Here is an 18,093-nt window from a genome sequence, read left to right as displayed (position 1 = left end):
GCGCGGGAGCCTGCAACACACCCGCCGCCAACGCCACAGCCGCCAACCGCGCCGTCCACACCCGGCGCCGCCACAACACCAACCGCGCACCATCGACCCGACGACGCCGCCGCATAGGAACCCCCCGCACGTAAAGGGACGTTAAAGCGGCCTCACGGTAACCCGCTGATCAACTTCCAGGAAGACCCCCCAACAAGGCGGTCGACAGTGACTCAGATCACACGGCAAGAGAGTAAACCTGACAAAGCAACCAGAGCGTCCTGTCCTAATCCCCAACACCGGAAAAGTAACGCTGCGCGATTCATTCACCGCACAACGACGATCTTCGCCTCGATGGCACGCCCCTGCTAGCCGAGCCGTTCCGAAGAATCAAGAGAATCCACTGACCACAAGTGCCCCTAGCCACCGAGGCAGACAATTACGCCTTGACGTGACCCGTCAGTCCGGCGTATCGGCCGGCGATGGTCGCAACGGAGATCAGACGGGCGCCATCGCAGGGTCCGCAAGGGCGAGGCCGGTACGGGATTACCCCGATGCGCACGGTCATCGTGCTGTGACAAACTGTGACGCGAGAGTGAAGGCGCCCCCACGAGCAGGAAAGCGAACGACATGGCCGACGACACCCCGGTGCCTGCACGGACGTGCCGCCTCCGCACCTTCACCACCGGCGTGCTCGCCCTGTTCGCCGCCGCCGGTGCGGCCGTGGTCGTCGCGTCTCTGGTGCCGCGCGGTCACCGTGGCAGGCGGCGGCTGCGGCGGACGCGCCCCTGGAACCGCTGGACGGGTCCCACCGCGCCCGTCCCCTCGGACGACCGTCCTCTCCCGGACGACGAGATCTGACACCGACCCGGGCTCGGCGGCGTCCATACGCCAACGGAGCCCGGACCGGGGCGGCTGCTGGTCAGTCCTTGCGGAGGAGCAGGCTGCCGGCGGGGAAGCGCTCGATCTCGGTCGGGGCGCGCAGCATGCGGGCGACCTCCGTCAGGCCCGCGCGGCGGCCGAGGTCGGCGACGGCGTCGATGGGCCAGCGGTAGGCGCGGACGACCTTGTGGTCGAACGCCTCCGGCTCGTGCCCGCCGCCGGACTGGAAGCCGAGGAGCAGGTACCCGCCCGGCGCCAGGACGCGGTGGAACTCGGCGAAGGCGCGCGGGACCTCGGCGGGCTCCATGTGGATGATCGAGTACCAGGCGAGAGCGCCCGCGAGGCCGCCGTCGGGGAGGTCGAGCGCCGTCATGGTGCCCTCGGCGAAGCGCAGGCCGGGGTGGTCGGCGCGGGCCCGTTCGAGCATGGCCGGGGACAGGTCGATGCCGGACGCGTCCAGGCCGAGGGAGTGCAGGAACGCGGTCACGTGGCCGGGGCCGCAGCCTAGTTCGGCGACGGGTCCGTTGCCGCGGACGAGGTCCGCGAACGCGGTGAGCATCGCGCGGTCGAGAGGGAGGCCGTCGAGAACATCGCGGAACATGTCGGCGTAAAGAGTGGCAACGGCGTCATAGGCCGTGCGGGTGGCGGTCTCCGTCATGGGGTCCGACCCTAGCCCGAGTCGATCAACGGTAGCGGGCCTGGCGGGCGGCGGGCCCGCCCGGTGCGAGGCCGGACAGCCCGGCCTCGATCGCGGCGGCGGCGCGGCGGCAGAACGCCTCCGGCTCGTCGGCGGCGTCGGGCCGCTCGTCGACCAGGACGTCGGCGGTGCCGTCGCGGAGCAGGTCCGCCGCGCGGACGCCCTGTGACTCCGCCAGCTCCGCCGCCCGCTCCGGAGTCCGGTGGACGATCACCGACGCGCCCTCCGGCGGCAGTGGGGCCAGCCACCCGTGCCGGGCCACCAGGACGCGGTCGGCGGGCAGCAGCGCCAGCGCGGCCCCGCCCGTCCCCTCGCCGAGCAGCAGGCACAGCGTCGGCGCGGGCAGCGTGATCAGGTCGGCGAGGCAGCGGGCGATCTCCCCGGCGAGGCCGCCCTCCTCGGCGTCCGCCGACAGCACGGCGCCGGGCGTGTCGACCACGGTGACCAGCGGCAGGCCGAGCTGGGCGGCGAGCCGCATGCCGCGCCGCGCGACCCGCAGCCCGGCGGGGCCGAGCGGGTGGCCGGTGCGCTGGCTGTGCCGGTCCTGCCCGACCAGGACGCACGGCGCCGCGCCGAACCGGGCCAGGGCGAGCAGGAGGCCCGGGTCGGCCTCGCCCTGGCCCGTCCCTGACAGCGGGGTGACGTCGGACGCGCCGTACCGGAGCAGTTCGCGGACCCCCGGCCGGCCGGGCCGCCGGGACCGCTCGATCGAGTCCCACGCCGTCCCCTCCGGCGGCGGGCCCGCGTCGAGGGGGACGGTCACCGGACGGGACGGCGGCCGGCCGCACAGGACGTTCAGCGCCCGCGACGCCACCTCGGCGAGGTCGTCGATGCCGACGACGGCGTCCAGCAGCCCCTTGGCCGCGAGGTTCTCGGCGACCTGCACGCCGGGCGGGAACGGCTCCCCGTGCAGGCCCTCGTACACGCGCGGGCCGAGGAAGCCGATCAGCGCGCCGGGCTCGGCGGCCGTGACGTGCCCGAGCGACCCCCACGAGGCGAACACCCCGCCGGTCGTGGGATGGCGCAGGTAGACCAGGTACGGCAGACCGGCGGTGCGGTGCGCCGCGACCGCGGCGGTGATCCGCGCCATCTGCACGAACGCGGCCGTCCCCTCCTGCATGCGGGTGCCGCCGGAGGCCGGCGCGGCGAGCAGCGGCAGCCGCTCGGCGGTGGCGCGCTCGACGGCGGCGACGATCCGGTCGGCGGTGGCGCGGCCGATCGAGCCGGCGAGGAAGCCGAACTCCGACACGACGAACGCCACCCGGCGCCCCCGCAGCATGCCCTCGCCAGTGAGGACGGCCTCGTCGCAGCCGCTGCGCTCCCGGGCGGCGGCGAGGTCGCGGGCGTAGCGCGAGCCGGGCGGGGGCGGGGCGGGCGGCTCGTCCCAGGACGTCCAGCCGCCGTCCAGCACGCGGCCCAGCAGCTCGCGGGCGCCGACACGTTCCGTCACGCGTCCCCTTCCCTCGGATCCCCTCGGCCTTCCCAGCATGATGACCGCGGCCTTCCCAGCATGATGACCGCGGAAGCGGGCCATCCGGCACCCGGGGGTGGACACTGGGAGGAACCCGGTGGAAGGGGAGGCCACGTGTCCGAGGAGATCTGCTTCGCGTCCGCCCGCGAGCTGGCGCGCCGGATCCGCGCCCGCGAACTGTCCGCGCGGGAGGTCGTGCAGGCCCATCTCGACCAGATCGAGCGGGTCGACCCGCAGGTCAACGCCATCGTCACGCGGGTCGCCGAGCGGGCGATACGGCAGGCGCGGGACGCCGACGAGCGGCTCGCCGCCGGGGAGCCGCCCGGCCCGCTGCACGGCCTGCCCGTCGCGCACAAGGACACGCACGCCACCGGGGGCATCCGCACCACCTCCGGGTCGCCGATCTTCACCGACCACGTGCCGGACGGGGACGAGCTGGTCATCGAGCGGATGCGGGACGCCGGCGCCATCACGATCGGCAAGACGAACGTCCCGGAGTTCGCCGCCGGGTCGCACACCTTCAACCCGGTGTTCGGCCTGACCCGCAACCCCTACGACCTCTCCCGGTCGGCGGGCGGCAGCAGCGGCGGCGCGGCGGCGGCACTGGCGTGCGGGATGCACCCGCTCGCCGACGGCAGCGACATGGGCGGGTCCCTGCGCAACCCCGCCTCGTTCTGCAACGTCGTCGGGTTCCGCCCCTCGCCCGGACGGGTGCCGTCGTGGCCGGTGCCGGCGGCCTGGTCGACGCTGAGCGTGCAGGGCCCGATGGCCCGCGAGGTCGCCGACGCGGCGCTGCTGCTGTCCGTGCTCGCCGGCCCCGACCCGCGCAGCCCCATCGCGCTGGACACGCCCGGCTCCGCGTTCGCCGGGCCGCTCGACCGGGACCCCGCCGGGCTCCGCGTCGCCTGGTCCCCCGACCTCGGCGGGGCGGTGCCCGTCGACCCGGCCGTCACCGCCGTCCTCGAACCGGCCGTGAAGGTGTTCGAGGAGCTGGGCTGCGCGGTCGAGGAGGCGTGCCCCGACCTGTCCGGCGCCGACGAGGTGTTCCGGACGCTGCGGGCCTGGCACTGGGACATCGCCCTGCGCCCCCTGCTGGACGAGCGGCCCGGCGACTTCAAGCCGTCCCTCGCGGCGAACATCGAGGCCGGCCGGTCCCTCACGGGCGCCGACCTCGGCCGCGCCGAGACGCTGCACACCGCGCTGTTCCACCGCGTCCGGGAGTTCTTCGAGCGGTACGACGCGCTGCTCCTGCCGGTCAGCCAGGTCCCGCCGTTCGACGCCGCCCTGGAGTACCCGGAGGAGGTCGCCGGGCGGCCCATGCCCGACTACCTGGAGTGGATGCGGTCCTGCTTCCTGATCTCGGCGACCGGCTGCCCCGCGCTGTCGGTGCCCGCCGGGTTCACCTCCGCCGGGCCCGGCGGTCTGCCGGTCGGGCTGCAGATCGTCGGCCCGCACCGCGCCGACCTCGACGTCCTGCGGCTCGGGCACGCGTTCGAGCGGGCGACCGGGCACGCGGCGCGCCGCCCGCCGGTGGTGTAGCGGCTACGGCCGGTCCAGCGGGATCCGCAGGACGAACCGGGCGCCCTCGTCGCTGTCGGCGGCGACGAGGGTGCCGCCGTGCGCGCGGGCGATGTCGCGGGAGATGGTCAGGCCGAGCCCGGTGCCGGCGGCGTCCCGCGCCCGGCCCTCGGACAGCCGCTGGAACCGCCGGAAGACGCGCTCGCGGTCCTCCGGGGCGATGCCCGCGCCGTCGTCGCGGACCTCCATCACCGCGTCCGGCCCGTCCGCCGCCACCGTCACCCGCACCCGCGACCGCGCGTGCCGGTCCGCGTTGTCGAGCAGGTTCGTCAGGACCCGCACCAGGTGGTGCGGGGCGGCCCGGACCATCACGCCCTCGGCGATGTCCAGCTCCACCGGGACGCGGCGCGATCGCGAGCGCGCCTCGTCCCGCACCAGCTCGCCGAGGTCGGTCCGCTCCGTCTCGATCTGCACGCCGGAGCCGAGCTTCGCCATGATCAGCAGGTCGCTGACGATCCCCTGCAACCGGTCGGCGTCCCGGAGCGCCGCCCGCGCAACGGCGGGCCAGTCCTCTCCCTCCGGATGCTCCAGCGCGACCTCCAGCTGCGCCCGCAGCCCGGTCAGCGGGCTGCGCAGCTCGTGCGAGACGTCCGCGACGAAGGCGCGCTGCCGGACCATGACCTCCGCCAGCCGGTTCAGCGTCACGTTCACCGACTCCGCGAGTTCGGACACCTCGTCGTCCGGGCTCGGCACGCTGACCCGCCGGTCGGGCTCGCCGCCGGTGATCTCCCGCAGTTCCGCGCTCATCACCCGCACCGGCCGCAGCGCCCGCCGGACCGACAGCGACACCACCCAGCCGACCGCGACGGTCGCGACGACCACCGACAGCGCGAGCAGCGCCATGAACAGCCCCCGGTACCGGGTGAGCTCGATGATCGGCGCACCGGCGTAGACGATCCGGTCGCCCGCGGGCGTCCGCACCCGCTCGGAGACGAAGTAGACGCTGCCCCGGTCGCCCAGGTCGACGGTGGTGAACTCGGGGCGGCCGGGCACCCGCGAGACCGGCAGGTCCAGCGGGCCGCGGCCGCGCATGGACTCGCTCGCCGCGAGGACACCGCCCTCCTCGCTGACGACCTGGAGGAGCGTGAAGTCGGGGTCGTCGACGACCAGGAAGCCGCGCGGGTCGGTCGTGCGGACGAGCGTGGTGAGGTCGGCGACGACGGTCCCGGCCCGGTCCCGCAGCCCCTGGTACACCGTGTACTGCACGACCTGGTAGAAGAGCACGACGCCGACGACCAGGAGCAGCGCGACGACGGTGGTGGCCATGGCGGTCACGCGGGTCCGCACGGACCAGCACGACGGCGACAGCCAGCCCCCGAGTCTCCGCACTCCGGCGACCCTCCCCCTTCCGGCTGCTGGTCCGTGCCGGAACGCGGACGGGCCTCCGCCGGACCGCGGCCTGGCCACCGCACGCACCGCGTCCCGGTGCCGGGGGGTTGACGCAGAAGGGGTTCTTACCTGCCGGTCCGCGGCGAAACCTCGCCGCGGACCGGGACCGGCGCCCGTACGGACGGCGCCTCCCACCCCTGGGGAGCCGCCCGCACGGGCACCGCCTCGGTGCCGCCGGCCGCCCGTCGCGCGCCCCGCCGAGGAGGATCGCGGGGGGTCGGGCCCTGCCGCCGACTGACCTCTACTCTGCAGGTCCCCGGTGCACACGGTGCTACATCGAGGTGACAATCACGTTTCCGCACTTCCTGCTGGAACGGGCCATAATCTGCCGCCGAACGGGGATGGACGGACCCGAGACACCTGAGGGAGCGAGGAAACCTGAGGGAGCCGGGTACACCGCATGGACGGAGACATCAGACCGCTCGAACCCGCCGACCCGCGGCAGGTCGCCGGGCACCCGCTGCTCGGCAGGCTCGGGTCGGGCGGCATGGGGACGGTCTACCTCGGCGCCGACCCCGAGTCCGGGGGACGCGTCGCGGTGAAGACGATCCATCCGCATCTCGCCGTCGACCCCGTCTACCGCCGCAGGTTCAAGGACGAGGCGCACCTCGCGAGCCGGGTCGCGTCGTTCTGCACCGCGCGGGTCCTCGCGCACGGCGAGGAGGACGGGCGCCCCTACCTCGTCACCGACTACGTCGGCGGCGTGTCGCTGCACGACCGGCTCGTCCACGGCGGGCCGCTGCCGCCCGCCGACCTGCACGGCGTCGCCGTCGGCGTCGCGTCCGCGCTCGCCGCGATCCACGCCGCGGGGCTCGTGCACCGCGACCTGAAGCCCGCCAACGTGATGCTGACGCTGTCGGGCTGCCGCGTCATCGACTTCGGCATCGCGAGCGAGCCCGACTCGGCGACCGCGGCCGGCCCGTCCGGCCAGGTCCTCGGCACCCCCGGCTGGATGGCGCCGGAGGTGCTGGTCGGCGGCCCCGCGACCCCGGCCGCCGACATCTTCGCGTGGGGCTGCCTCATCGCCCACGCCGGGACGGGCCAGATGCCGATCGGCGGCGACCCCGCGACGCTGCGCGTCGGAGAGGCCGACCTGGACGGGCTGCCGGAGCCGCTCGTCCCGGCCGTCCGGGCGGCGCTCGCACCCGACCCCGCCGCCCGTCCCACCGCGTCCGACCTGCTGCTCGCCCTGGTCGAGCAGCCGCAGGCGCAGCCCCTCGTCGGCGGCTGGCAGGACGCCGGCCCGCCGCCCCGCCCGCGCCGTGCGCCCGCCCCGGCGGGCCGGTCCCGCCCGGCCGAGACGGAGGCGGCCGACACCAGGGCGTTCACGCCGCCCGGCATGGCGGGCACCGCGCCGTCCATCCGGACCCGGCTGATGGCGGGCGTCGCCGCCGCCGCGGGCACCGTCCTGGTCGGCGCCATCATCGCGGGGCTGGCGCAGGGCCGGGGCGACGCCCCGGGCGCACCGTCCGCCCACGCCGGGCCGTCACCGCCGGCGGCCGTGCCCGCGAAGGCGTACCGGGCGAAGCACAAGGCGCGGCACACCGGTCACAAGGGGATCGGCCACAAAGGGAGAAGCGCGGGGCACAAGGGCCGGCACACGGGCCGGAGCAGGCGCGGCTGAGCCGTCAGGTGCGCCAGATCAGCACGAGCGCGCAGTCGTCGTCGCGGGTCGCCGACATCGTCTCGACGAGTTCCCGCGCGCCGCTGCCGAACCCCTGCGGGACGAGCCGCTCCGCCTCCCCGAGCAGCCGGTCGATGCCGGCGTCGAGGTCGCTGCCGGGCGACTCCACCAGCCCGTCGGTGTACAGGAGCAGCGCGTCGCCCGGCCGCAGGACGCCCCGCTCCGGGACGCAGTTCAGGTCGGGCACCACACCGAGCACCACGCCCTTGGCGGAACTGACCCGCCACTCGCCGCGGCTCGCGTCGAACTGCACCGCCGGCGGGTGGCCCGCCGACTCGACCGTGTACTCCCCCGAGTTCAGGTCGACGACGACGTGCACGGCCGTGACGAACCCCTCGTCCCAGCGCTGGCGCTGGAGGTAGGCGTTGCAGGAGGGCAGGAACCGGTCGGTCTGGACCGATCCAAGGAGCCCGCCGAACGCGCCCGACAGCATCAGCGCCCTGGTCCCCGCGTCAGTGCCCTTGCCGGACACGTCGACCAGGGCCACCTCCAGCCGGCCGTCGTCGCAGGACGAGACGACGAAGTCGCCGCCGAACGACGACCCGCCGGCCTGCAGCATCACGACCTGCGAGGACCAGCCGTCCGGCAGCTCGGGCATCTCGCCCTGCCGCCGGAGCCGGTCGCGCAGCTCCAGCAGCATCGAGTCGCCGCGCAGGCCCTGCACGCCGAGCTGCTGGCGCGTGCGGGCCAGGGTGAGCGCGAGCACCGCGGTGATGGCCAGCGTGGCGATCATGCCGGGGCCGATGGCGGCCACGTCCTGCCAGGCGTTGTAGGTCACCATGGCGACGACGACGCCGAGCAGCGCGACCAGGCTGCGCACCTTCAGCAGCAGCCCGCCGCCGAGCACGATCAGCACCAGCGCGCCGGACGGGGCCAGGCCGCGCGAGTCACTGGTGGTGGCCAGCCCGATCGCGATCGCGCCCGCCGCGAGCACGGCGAAGACGTACCGCTCGCGCGTCAGCTTGCCCTGCCGGGCCCACCGGTACAGCGCCACGAGCAGAGGGACGCGCCGCAGCACGGCGCGCACCCGCGGCGGTAGCAGCTGCACCAGACGTTGAAGCATGACTCCGGCACTGTATCGAGCAATCACCCCGGACGGTCGGTATCCGGGGCACCGGTGACTCCTTGTAACGGTCCAGGACGGGTTTATCTGGGTATGTGTCACCGCGGGGACACAGCGTGCCCCCGTGAAGGCGGAGCTGCGGCGAAGGGAGCGGGCATGGTCCAGCCCGGCATGCGGATCACGGTCGACGCGGCGATGCGCGCGCGGGACGTCTCGCGCCCCCGCCCGGAGGGCGCGGAACCGCCGCCCGCCGCGGCCGGGCCCGACTCCGGCAGGCCGGCCGAGCCCGCCCGGCGCACCAAGGCCGCGAAGAACGAGCGGCGGCGCCAGGGCAAGCGCGGCGCCGCCGGCCGCCGGCCGTCCGAGAACGGCCGCTGACCGCGTCCGGGGCCCGCCGGGCTCCGGAGGTCAGCTCTCGCGCGGGAGGGGCGGCAGCTCGCCCGTGTGCTCGTAGGCGCTGAGCATCCTGATGCGGCGGGTGTGGCGCGGCTCCTTGGAGTAGGCCGTGCCGAGGAACAGCTCGACGAACCGGGTCGCGGTGGCCAGGTCGTGCTGGCGGGCGCCCAGCGCGATGACGTTGGCGTCGTTGTGCTCGCGGGCGAGGGTCGCGGTGTCCTCGCTCCACACCAGCGCGGCGCGGACGCCCTTGACCTTGTTGGCCGCGATCGCCTCGCCGTTGCCGGAGCCGCCGATGACGATGCCGAGCGTCCCCGGCTCCGCGACCGTCCGCTCTGCGGCGCGCAGGACGAACGGCGGGTAGTCGTCCACGGCGTCGTACACGAACGCGCCGCAGTCGACGGCCTCGTGCCCGTTCTGCTTCAGCCAGGAGACCAGGTGCTCCTTCAGCTCGAAGCCGGCATGGTCGGATCCAAGAAACACGCGCATGCGGGAATTCTCGCAGGCCGCCGCGCCGTGCCGGCGCCCGGGGGCGGGCCGCCGGCTCAGGAGTCGCCGGGATCGCGCTTGCGGTCGACGATCGTCCGGTCGGCGAGGTCGAGGTCGTCGGAGTCGTCCGCGTCGCCGGGCGCGTCCTTTCCGGGCGCGTCCTGCTCGGGCGTGTCCTTGCCGGGCTCGGCCGGTGCTCCGCCGGCCGCCGGAGGCGCCTGCGCGGCCGGGGCGGACTGCTGCTCGCCCGGTGTGGGCTGCTGCTCGCCCGGTGTGGGCTGCTCGGCCGGCGGGGACTGCTCGGCCGCCGGAGCCGACGGCTGCTGCGGGACGGACGGCTGCTGGGCGGGCGGCTGCCCCGGTACCGGCGCCGCCCCGTACGGCTGGGGCGCGCCCGGCTGCGGCGGGTACTGCATCGGCTGCTGCGGGACGCCGCCCCACGGCTGCTGCGGCTGCCCCTGCGGCGGCACGAACGGGGCGGCCTGCTGCATCGGCTGCTGCTGCATCGGCTGCTGCTGTGCGGGCGGCATCGGCGAACCGAAGGGCTGCGCCCCGTACGGGCCGGGCTGCTGCGCGTACGGGCCACCGCCCTGCCCCTGCGCCTGCCCCTGCGCCGCCGCGCCGCGCCCGCGCGCCATGAGGAGGCCCACCAGCATCCCGAGGCCGGCGAGCCAGCCGTAGCCGAACCCGAACGAGGCGCCGCGCATCACCGAGTTGAACACCGACGGCCCGACGCCGTCCGGGAAGTCCAGGGCCCACTTGAGCAGGAGCCCGCCGAACAGCCCGGCCACCCCGCCCGCGACGAACGCGGCCCACCAGCCGGTCACCACCGCGCCGAACGTGCCGCGCTCCGGGTCGACGGAGCGGGCGCCCACCGCGGCGAGCGCGATCAGCAGGACGAAGAACAGGATCGTGCCGAGGTCGATCGCGACGAGGTACTTCCAGGTGGCGTGCCCCGCGGTCAGCCGCCAGTTCGGGAAGAACAGCCAGTACAGCCACGCGCCGAAACCCTTGTCGAACTGCAGGTCCGAATCGTCGACCGCGTCGACCACCCACTGGTTGCCGAGGAGGATCGAGATGAGCGCGATGGGAAGCACCGCGCCGCCCGCCATGACCAGCATCCGCCGCATCGTCATGGCGGGCAAGGTTAGTGCCGATCGGGGCCGGGCGGTAGGCCCGGTGTCACCCCGCGTAGGCGCCCGGGGCCTCGGCCGGGTAGCGGAACTCCGGGTCGACCTGCGCCTCGAGGTCCTCGCCGGCCGCGCGGCTGGCCCAGCGGCGCGCGTTCTTGACGTGGAACTCGACGCCCTGGCGCCGGAACTTCTCCCAGTCCTTGGGGCGGGCGTCGACCTCGGCGCGCATGCGGTCGAGGGCGGCGGTGTTGCCCTCCTCCAGCGCGACGCCGTGCCGGCCCTGCTCCAGCGCCCGGACGGCCGCGGACTGGCCGAGCCACGTCAGCAGGTCGTCGCCGGCGTGCTCGCGCAGGTAGGCGACGTCCTCCTCCGACTGGACCTTGTTGCCGACGACGCGGATGGCGACGTCGTAGTCGCGGGCGTAGTCGGTGTACTGCCGGTAGACGCCGACGCCCTTGCGGGTGGGCTCGGCGACCAGGAACATCAGGTCGAACCGGGTGAACAGCCCGGACGCGAACGTGTCGGCGCCCGCGGTCATGTCGACGACGACGTACTCCCCCGGCCCGTCCACGAGGTGGTTGAGGTAGAGCTCCACCGCGCCGGTCTTGGCGTGGTAGCAGGCCACGCCGAGGTCGTCGTCGTTGAACGGGCCGGTGGCGAGCAGCGTGACGCCGTCGACCTCCTGCCCGGCCTCGTGGACCGGGTCGTCGCCGCGGAACCGCAGCAGCCGCGACCCGGCCCCGGGCGGGGTCGTCTTGGCCATCGCGGCGGCGGAGGAGATGCGCGGGTTGGCGCCGCGCAGGTGCTCCTTGATCTCGGTGAGCCGGTCGCCGAGCGCCGGGATCTTGGCGGCGCGGCCCTCGTCCAGGCCGAGCGCGACGCCGAGGTGCTGGTTGATGTCGGCGTCGATGGCCACCACCGGGAGCCCGCGCCCGGCCAGGTGCCGGACGAACAGCGAGGACAGGGTGGTCTTGCCGCTGCCGCCCTTGCCGACGAACGCAACCTTCACGAATGCCTCATTTCGGGTATGAAAACCGTTACCACTGTCGAGACACGAGTCTCGCGAAGGGCGGGCGGTGAGGCAAGCGGAACGGCCGAAGAGGCCGGGGCCGATCAGCGGATCCGGTCGGCGTCCGGACGGGGGTGGAAGCCGAAGGGAAGTTCGAGCCGGTGCGCGGCGAGCACGTCCGCGTCCGCGAGGAGCTCCCGGGTGGGGCGGTCCGCGGCGATGACGCCGCCGGAGAGGATCACCGAGCGCGGGCACAGCTCCGCCGCGTACGGGAGGTCGTGCGTGACCATCAGGACGGTCACGTCCAGGCTCAGCAGGATCTCGGCCAGCTCCCGGCGGCTCGCCGGGTCCAGGTTGGAGGACGGCTCGTCCAGCACCAGGATCTCCGGCTCCATCGCCAGCACGGTCGCGACGGCGACGCGGCGGCGCTGCCCGAAACTGAGGTGCTGCGGCGGCCGGTCGGCGACGTGCGCCATGCCGACGCGCTCCAGGGCCTCCGCGACCCGGCGGTCCAGTTCGGCGCCGCGCATGCCGAGGTTGGCGGGCCCGAACGCGACGTCCTCCCGGACGGTCGGCATGAACAGCTGGTCGTCGGGGTCCTGGAAGACGATGCCGACGCGGCGGCGGATCTCCCGCAGCGCCTTCTTGTCCCCCGTGCCGACCGCGAGGCCGCCGACCCTGACCTCGCCCAAGCCGCCGTGCAGGATGCCGTTCAGGTGCAGGACGAGCGTGGTCTTCCCGGCGCCGTTCGGCCCGAGCAGCGCGACGCGCTCGCCGCGCTCGATCGTCAGGTCGACGCCGAACAGGGCCTGCGTGCCGTCGGGGTAGGCGTACGCCAGGCCCTTCACCTCAAGGGACGGGGTCATGGCACCATCCAAGCAGCCAGCGCGACCAGGGCCGCGGCCACCGGCAGCGCCGCGGCGGCCGTCCACTGCGCGGCGGTCGCGCCGACGTCGTGCAGGACGGGCATCCGCCCGTCGTAGCCGCGGCTCAGCATGGCCAGGTGGACGCGCTCGCCCCGCTCGTAGGAGCGCAGGAACAGCGCGCCCACCGACTTGGCGAGCACGCCCGTGGCGCGGATGTCGCGGGCCTCGAAGCCGCGCGCGGCGCGGGCCGTCTTCATCCGGCCCAGCTCCGCGGTGACGACGTCGCCGTAGCGCAGCATGAACGTGGCGATCTGGGTGATGAGCTGCGGCATGCGGAGCCGCTCGATGCCGAGCAGCAGCAGCCTCGGCTCGGTGGTCGCGGCCAGCAGGATGGACGCGACGACGCCGAGGGTGCCCTTGGCGAGGATGTTCCAGGCCCCCCACAGCCCGCTCTCGCTGAGCCGCAGCCCCAGCACGGCGATCTTCTCGCCCTCCGCGACGAACGGCATCAGGAAGGCGAACGCGACGAACGGCACCTCGATGACGACCCGCCGCGCCACCGTCCGGAACGGCACCCGGGCGGCGGCGGCCACGGCGGCGAGCAGCAGCGCGTAGACGCCGAACGCCCAGATCCGCTCGCGCGGCGTCGCGACGACGAGCAGCACGAACGCCAGGACGGCGACGAGCTTGCACTGCGGCGGCAGCCGGTGCACCGGTGACGCGCCCGGCAGGTACAGCCGGTGCGCGTGGCCCGCGCCCATCAGCCCTTCCGCGCGGCCTCGGCCGGCGCCGCCTCCGCCGCCCCGTCCGGCCCGGCGGCCGGGCCGCGGCGCCGGACGGCCCAGAACAGCCCGCCGCCCACGAGCAGGACGGCGCCGACGCCGACCACTCCGGACAGCCCGCCGGACAGCCGGGCGTTCTCGATGCCCTTCACCCCGTAGTCGCCGAACGGGGAGTCCTTGAGCGAGTGGTCCTTCTCCTTGGCGCTGATGCCCTTGTCCTCGGCGACCTTCTCCAGGCCGTCCGGATGGGATGAGGCGTAGTAGCTGACGATGCCCGCGAGCACGAGCGAGACGAGCAGGAATCCGGCGAAGAAGCGCTTGGTGGTCATGTGGGGGTCCCCTCTCAGGCGCGGGACGGCTCGGCCCGGCCGTCCGCTCCCTGTCCGGCGCCGGTGCGCAGCTCCAGCGGCTTCAGCAGCCCGCGCGCCCCGTACACGAGGTCGGGGCGGACGGCGAGCACGCTCGACACGGTCACCGCGGTGATCAGCGCCTCGCCGATGCCGATGAGCACGTGGACGCCGATCATCGCGGCGGCCACCTTGCCGATGGACACGTCCGCCGTCCCGCCCACGGCGTAGACGGCGGTGAAGGCGAGCGCGGCGGCGGGCACGGACACGACCGCGGCGGCGAACGCCGACACCGAGACCGACGCCCGCGTCTTGGGCAGCACCCGCAGCAGGAGCCGGAACAGCCCGTACCCCACCGCGACCGTGACGAGCGCCATCGTGGTGACGTTGGTGCCGAGCGCGGTGAGGCCGCCGTCCGCGAACAGGAGCGCCTGCATGAGCAGGACGACCGAGACGCACAGCACGCCCGTGTACGGCCCGACGAGGATCGCCGCGAGCGTGCCGCCGAGCAGGTGCCCGCTCGTCCCGGACGCGACCGGGAAGTTCAGCATCTGCGCCGCGAACACGAACGCGGCGGTCAGCCCGGCGAGCGGGGCCGTCCGGTCGTCCAGCTCCCGCCGGGCGCCGCGCAGCGCCACCGCGACCCCGGCCACCGCGACCGCGCCGGTCGCCACGGACACCGGCGCATCGATGAAACCGTCCGGTACGTGCACGTCTCCCACCGTCCTACCTGTTGCGAGCGATAGGACCAGTTTTACGGCACACGCCTAGTAGTTGCAATACGGTCGCAATAGCAAGGAGGCCGTCACTCGCGGGCGACCCCGCCGGGGAGCCGCCCGCTCAGTCGAAGCTGGGCTCGCGGGTCCGCGTGCGCTTGAGCTCGAAGAACCCGTCGGTCGACGCGACGGCCCGCACGCCGTCCCAGAGCTTCACGGCGGCCTCGCCGCGCGGGATGGGAGTGACGACGGGGCCGAAGAACGCGCTGCCCTCGACCTCGATGACGGGGGTTCCGACCTCCTGGCCGACGCGGTCGATGCCGTCCTTGTGGGACGCGCGCAGCGCCTCGTCGTAGGCGGTGGAGTCGGCGGCGTCCGCGAGCGAGGGGTCGAGGCCGGCCGCGGTCAGCGCCGCCTCGATGAGGGCCCGGTCGAGCTTCTGCTTGTCGTGGTGGCGGCGCGTGCCCATCTCGGTGTAGAGACGGCCGAGCACCTCCGGCCCGTACTTCTGCTCGGCGGCGATGCACACGCGCACCGGGCCCCATGCCTCGGCGAGCATCTGCCGGTACGCGTCCGGGATGTCCTTGTCCTCGTTGAGGACGGCCAGGCTCATCACGTGCCAGCGCACCTCGATCGGGCGCAGCTTCTCCACTTCCAGGATCCAGCGGGACGTGATCCATGCCCAGGGGCACAGCGGGTCGAACCAGAAGTCCACCGGTGTTGGCGCGTTCTCAGCCTGCGGGGCGTTTTCAGCCTGCGGGGCGTTCTCAGCCAAGGTCGTCTCCTAGAGAGTGGATACAGCTGGTTTACGCGTCAACCAGGCCGCCCGCTTCCCGATTCCCGTCGGGGGTAGGCCATCTGAGGACTTCCTTCGGCCGTGGCGGGCGGACCGGGACGGGGTCCGGTTGGTAGACATGACTTCAACGAAGCGATTAAGCCGACCAAGGAGTACATGTGGCAGGCAACCTCACGCGCGACGAGGCGCGGGAACGGGCCCGGCTGCTCACCGTCGAGTCGTACACGGTGGACCTGGACCTCACGACGGGCGCGGAGCGGTTCGCGTCCACCACCGTGGTCCGGTTCGACAGCGCCGAGACGGGCGCGTCCACGTTCATCGACCTGCACGGCGCCGTCGTGCGGGAGGTCACGCTGAACGGCAAGGCCCTCGACCCCTCGTCCTATGACGCCGAGAAGGGGCGCGTGCCGTTGCCGGACCTCGCCGCGCAGAACGAGCTGCGCGTCGTGGCCGACTGCGAGTACTCGCGGTCGGGCGAGGGCCTGCACCGGTTCGTCGACCCCGTGGACGGCGGCGTCTACCTCTACAGCCAGTTCGAGACGGCCGACGCGCACCGCATGTTCACCTGCTTCGACCAGCCCGACCTCAAGGCGACCTTCGAGTTGACCGTGAAGGCCCCTGAGGACTGGCAGGTCGTCACGAACGAGCCTCCGAAGACCACCGGGGGGTCTGGGGGGTCGTCCCCCCAGAATGACGCCGAGTCCGCGGAGGGCGGCACGTGGCACTTCCTGCCGACGCCGCAGATCTCCACCTACATCACCGCGCTCATCGCCGGGCCGTACCACGTCGTCCGCGACGAGTACCGCCGCGAGGACGGCACCGTCATCCCCCTCGGCGTGTACTGCCGGGCGTCGCTGTCGGAGTTCCTGGACGCCCCCGCCATCGTGGACGTGACCCGCCAGGGCTTCGACTACTTCGAGAAGGTCTTCGGCCGCCCGTACCCGTTCACCAAGTACGACCAGCTGTTCGTCCCCGAGTTCAACGCGGGCGCGATGGAGAACGCGGGCGCCGTGACGTTCCTGGAGGACTACGTCTTCCGGTCGCGGGTCACCGACGCCGCCTACGAGCGCCGCGCCGAGACGATCCTGCACGAGATGGCGCACATGTGGTTCGGCGACCTCGTCACCATGCGCTGGTGGGACGACCTCTGGCTGAACGAGTCGTTCGCCACCTACATGAGCGTCCTGTGCCAGGCCGAGGCCACCAAGTGGAAGGGCTCGTGGACGACGTTCGCGAACCTGGAGAAGGCGTGGGCCTACCGGCAGGACCAGCTTCCGTCCACGCACCCGATCTCCGCCGACATCCCCGACATCCGCGCGGTCGAGGTCAACTTCGACGGCATCACCTACGCCAAGGGCGCGTCCGTCCTGAAGCAGCTCGTGGCCTATGTCGGCCTCGACAACTTCCTGGAGGGCGTCCGGCGGTACTTCGACCGGCACGCGTGGGGCAACACCGTCCTGACGGACCTGCTGGGCGCGCTGGAGGAGACCTCCGGCCGCGACCTGGCGTCCTGGTCGAAGGAATGGCTGGAGACGGCCGGCGTCAACACGATGCGGCCCGAGTACGAGGTGGACGGCGACGGCAACTTCACGTCGTTCACCGTGCTGCAGGAGGCCAAGCCCGACTACCCGACCCTGCGTTCGCACCGCCTCGCCATCGGTCTGTACGACCTGACCGGGGAAGGCCTGGTCCGGCGCGAGCGGGTCGAGCTGGACGTGGTCGGCGCCCGCACCGAGGTCCCGCAGCTCGTGGGCCGCAAGCGGCCCGACCTCGTGCTGATCAACGACGACGACCTCACCTTCGCCAAGATCCGGCTGGACGAGCACTCGCTGAAGACGCTCATCGAGCACATCGGCGACATCAAGGAGAGCCTGCCGCGCGCGCTGTGCTGGTCGGCCGCGTGGGACATGACCCGCGACGCCGAGATGGCCACCCGCGACTACGTCCGGCTCGTCACCAAGGGCATCCGCGGCGTCACCGACATCTCGGTCACGCAGACGCTGCTGCGGCAGGCGCGCACCGCCGTCCAGCAGTACGCCGACCCGGCGTGGCGCAAGGAGGGCCTCGCCCTGCTCGCCGACACGCTCGCCGACCTGGCGCGCGAGGCCGAGCCCGGCTCGGACCTCCAGCTCGCCTACACGCAGGCGTTCGCCGCGTCGGCCGTGTCCGACGAGCACCTGGCGTTCGTCCAGGGCCTGCTGGACGGCTCGCAGACGCTCGTCGGCCTCACGGTCGACACCGACCTGCGCTGGACGCTGCTGCGCCGCCTCGTCGTCACCGGGCGGGCCGGCGAGGCCGAGATCGACGCCGAGCACGAGCGGGACCGCACCGCCGCGGGCGAGCGGCACGCCGCCGCCTGCAAGGCCGCGATCCCGACCGCGGAGGCGAAGGAGGCGGCGTGGGAGCGGATCGTGTCCGGCGAGCTGCCCAACGCCGTATACCGGTCGACGCTCGGCGGGTTCGTCGAGCCCGACCAGGCCGAGCTGCTCGTCCCCTACGTCGACCGGTACTTCGCCGAGGTCGGCCGGGTGTGGAAGGAGTGGACGAGCGACATGTCGCAGACGTTCGCCGAGGTCGCCTACCCGTTCCTGGTGATCGACCAGTCCACCATCGACCGGACCGATGCGTACATCGCCGAGCAGGACCCGCCCGCGGCCCTGCGCCGGCTGCTGTCGGAGGGCCGCGACGGCGTCGCGCGCGCGCTGCGCGCCCGTGCGAAGGACGCCGCGTCCGCCTGAGTCGGCGTCAGTCCCGGCCGGCGTCCGGCTGAGCCTGTCCACCCGCCCCGTGACCGTGGGATCGTTGCACGGTCACGG

The 18,093-nt window shown here is 73.8% G+C and carries 17 protein-coding genes; 5 read left to right on the top strand and 12 right to left on the bottom strand.

Going from position 1 to position 18,093, the window contains the following annotated elements; all coding sequences use genetic code 11:
- Positions 1-609: 609 nt before the first annotated feature.
- Positions 610-840, top strand: a complete 231-nt coding sequence (locus tag CHF16_RS34015) for a hypothetical protein (RefSeq protein ID WP_089330283.1) — start codon at positions 610-612, stop codon at positions 838-840.
- A 61-nt stretch (positions 841-901) separates the two neighbouring features.
- Here CHF16_RS34015 and CHF16_RS34010 read toward each other — a convergent pair whose 3' ends face one another.
- Together CHF16_RS34010 and CHF16_RS34005 are read right to left on the bottom strand one after the other, a co-directional pair.
- Positions 902-1,519 carry a class I SAM-dependent DNA methyltransferase gene (locus CHF16_RS34010; RefSeq protein WP_089330282.1) on the bottom strand — a complete coding sequence of 206 codons (618 nt, stop codon included), beginning with the start codon at positions 1,517-1,519 and terminating at the stop codon, positions 902-904.
- A 25-nt stretch (positions 1,520-1,544) separates the two neighbouring features.
- The gene (locus CHF16_RS34005) at positions 1,545-3,047 is read right to left on the bottom strand and encodes a carboxyl transferase domain-containing protein (protein WP_089330281.1); all 1,503 of its coding nucleotides are present in this window, start codon (positions 3,045-3,047) and stop codon (positions 1,545-1,547) included.
- 96 nt (positions 3,048-3,143) lie between these two features.
- Between CHF16_RS34005 and CHF16_RS34000 the strand changes: the two genes are divergently transcribed.
- On the top strand, positions 3,144-4,568 hold the full coding sequence (locus CHF16_RS34000; protein WP_245869698.1) for an amidase: 1,425 nt from the start codon (positions 3,144-3,146) through the stop codon (positions 4,566-4,568).
- Between the two features lie 3 nt (positions 4,569-4,571).
- On the opposite strand, the gene CHF16_RS33995 is transcribed toward CHF16_RS34000, so the two are convergent.
- Complete coding sequence (locus CHF16_RS33995) at positions 4,572-5,936, bottom strand: sensor histidine kinase (protein ID WP_089330280.1); 1,365 nt, start codon at positions 5,934-5,936, stop codon at positions 4,572-4,574.
- A gap of 460 nt (positions 5,937-6,396) precedes the next feature.
- Between CHF16_RS33995 and CHF16_RS33990 the strand changes: the two genes are divergently transcribed.
- Positions 6,397-7,620 carry a serine/threonine-protein kinase gene (locus CHF16_RS33990; protein ID WP_089330279.1) on the top strand — a complete coding sequence of 408 codons (1,224 nt, stop codon included), beginning with the start codon at positions 6,397-6,399 and terminating at the stop codon, positions 7,618-7,620.
- A 4-nt stretch (positions 7,621-7,624) separates the two neighbouring features.
- Here the strand turns inward: CHF16_RS33990 and CHF16_RS33985 are convergent, their stop codons facing one another.
- Positions 7,625-8,743, bottom strand: coding sequence for a PP2C family protein-serine/threonine phosphatase (locus tag CHF16_RS33985; RefSeq protein WP_089330278.1), 1,119 nt, complete (start codon positions 8,741-8,743; stop codon positions 7,625-7,627).
- 156 nt (positions 8,744-8,899) lie between these two features.
- Here CHF16_RS33985 and CHF16_RS33980 point away from each other — a divergent pair, with 156 nt between their 5' ends.
- Positions 8,900-9,121, top strand: a complete 222-nt coding sequence (locus tag CHF16_RS33980) for a hypothetical protein (protein ID WP_089330277.1) — start codon at positions 8,900-8,902, stop codon at positions 9,119-9,121.
- Between the two features lie 30 nt (positions 9,122-9,151).
- Here the strand turns inward: CHF16_RS33980 and CHF16_RS33975 are convergent, their stop codons facing one another.
- From CHF16_RS33975 to CHF16_RS33945, 8 genes are all read right to left on the bottom strand, one after another.
- On the bottom strand, positions 9,152-9,628 hold the full coding sequence (locus CHF16_RS33975) for a ribose-5-phosphate isomerase (protein ID WP_089330276.1): 477 nt from the start codon (positions 9,626-9,628) through the stop codon (positions 9,152-9,154).
- Positions 9,629-9,684: 56 nt separating this feature from the next.
- On the bottom strand, positions 9,685-10,764 hold the full coding sequence (locus CHF16_RS33970) for a hypothetical protein (RefSeq protein WP_089330275.1): 1,080 nt from the start codon (positions 10,762-10,764) through the stop codon (positions 9,685-9,687).
- A gap of 46 nt (positions 10,765-10,810) precedes the next feature.
- Positions 10,811-11,770, bottom strand: coding sequence for an ATP-binding protein (locus CHF16_RS33965; RefSeq protein WP_089330274.1), 960 nt, complete (start codon positions 11,768-11,770; stop codon positions 10,811-10,813).
- 104 nt (positions 11,771-11,874) lie between these two features.
- Entirely contained in the window at positions 11,875-12,636 is a 762-nt protein-coding gene (locus CHF16_RS33960; RefSeq protein WP_089330273.1) for an energy-coupling factor ABC transporter ATP-binding protein, read from the bottom strand.
- Positions 12,633-13,397: a cobalt ECF transporter T component CbiQ gene (cbiQ, locus tag CHF16_RS33955; RefSeq protein WP_089330272.1), complete on the bottom strand. Its 765-nt coding sequence runs from the start codon at positions 13,395-13,397 to the stop codon at positions 12,633-12,635. Before cbiQ ends, CHF16_RS33960 begins: the two co-directional genes overlap by 4 nt.
- Entirely contained in the window at positions 13,397-13,747 is a 351-nt protein-coding gene (locus tag CHF16_RS41055) for a PDGLE domain-containing protein (protein WP_218826975.1), read from the bottom strand. The genes cbiQ and CHF16_RS41055 overlap by 1 nt, the downstream gene beginning before the upstream one ends.
- A gap of 14 nt (positions 13,748-13,761) precedes the next feature.
- Complete coding sequence (locus tag CHF16_RS33950; RefSeq protein ID WP_218826974.1) at positions 13,762-14,478, bottom strand: energy-coupling factor ABC transporter permease; 717 nt, start codon at positions 14,476-14,478, stop codon at positions 13,762-13,764.
- Positions 14,479-14,605: 127 nt separating this feature from the next.
- On the bottom strand, positions 14,606-15,196 hold the full coding sequence (locus CHF16_RS33945; protein ID WP_089330271.1) for a mycothiol-dependent nitroreductase Rv2466c family protein: 591 nt from the start codon (positions 15,194-15,196) through the stop codon (positions 14,606-14,608).
- Positions 15,197-15,435: 239 nt separating this feature from the next.
- Here CHF16_RS33945 and pepN point away from each other — a divergent pair, with 239 nt between their 5' ends.
- The gene (gene pepN / locus CHF16_RS33940) at positions 15,436-18,015 is read left to right on the top strand and encodes an aminopeptidase N (protein WP_089330270.1); all 2,580 of its coding nucleotides are present in this window, start codon (positions 15,436-15,438) and stop codon (positions 18,013-18,015) included.
- Positions 18,016-18,093 lie beyond the last annotated feature (78 nt).

The organism is Actinomadura meyerae (assembly GCF_900188445.1).
GTDB lineage: Bacteria > Actinomycetota > Actinomycetes > Streptosporangiales > Streptosporangiaceae > Spirillospora > Spirillospora meyerae.
The sequence above is the reverse complement of the archived record's forward strand: the minus strand, read 5'-3'. Positions and strand labels throughout refer to the sequence as shown.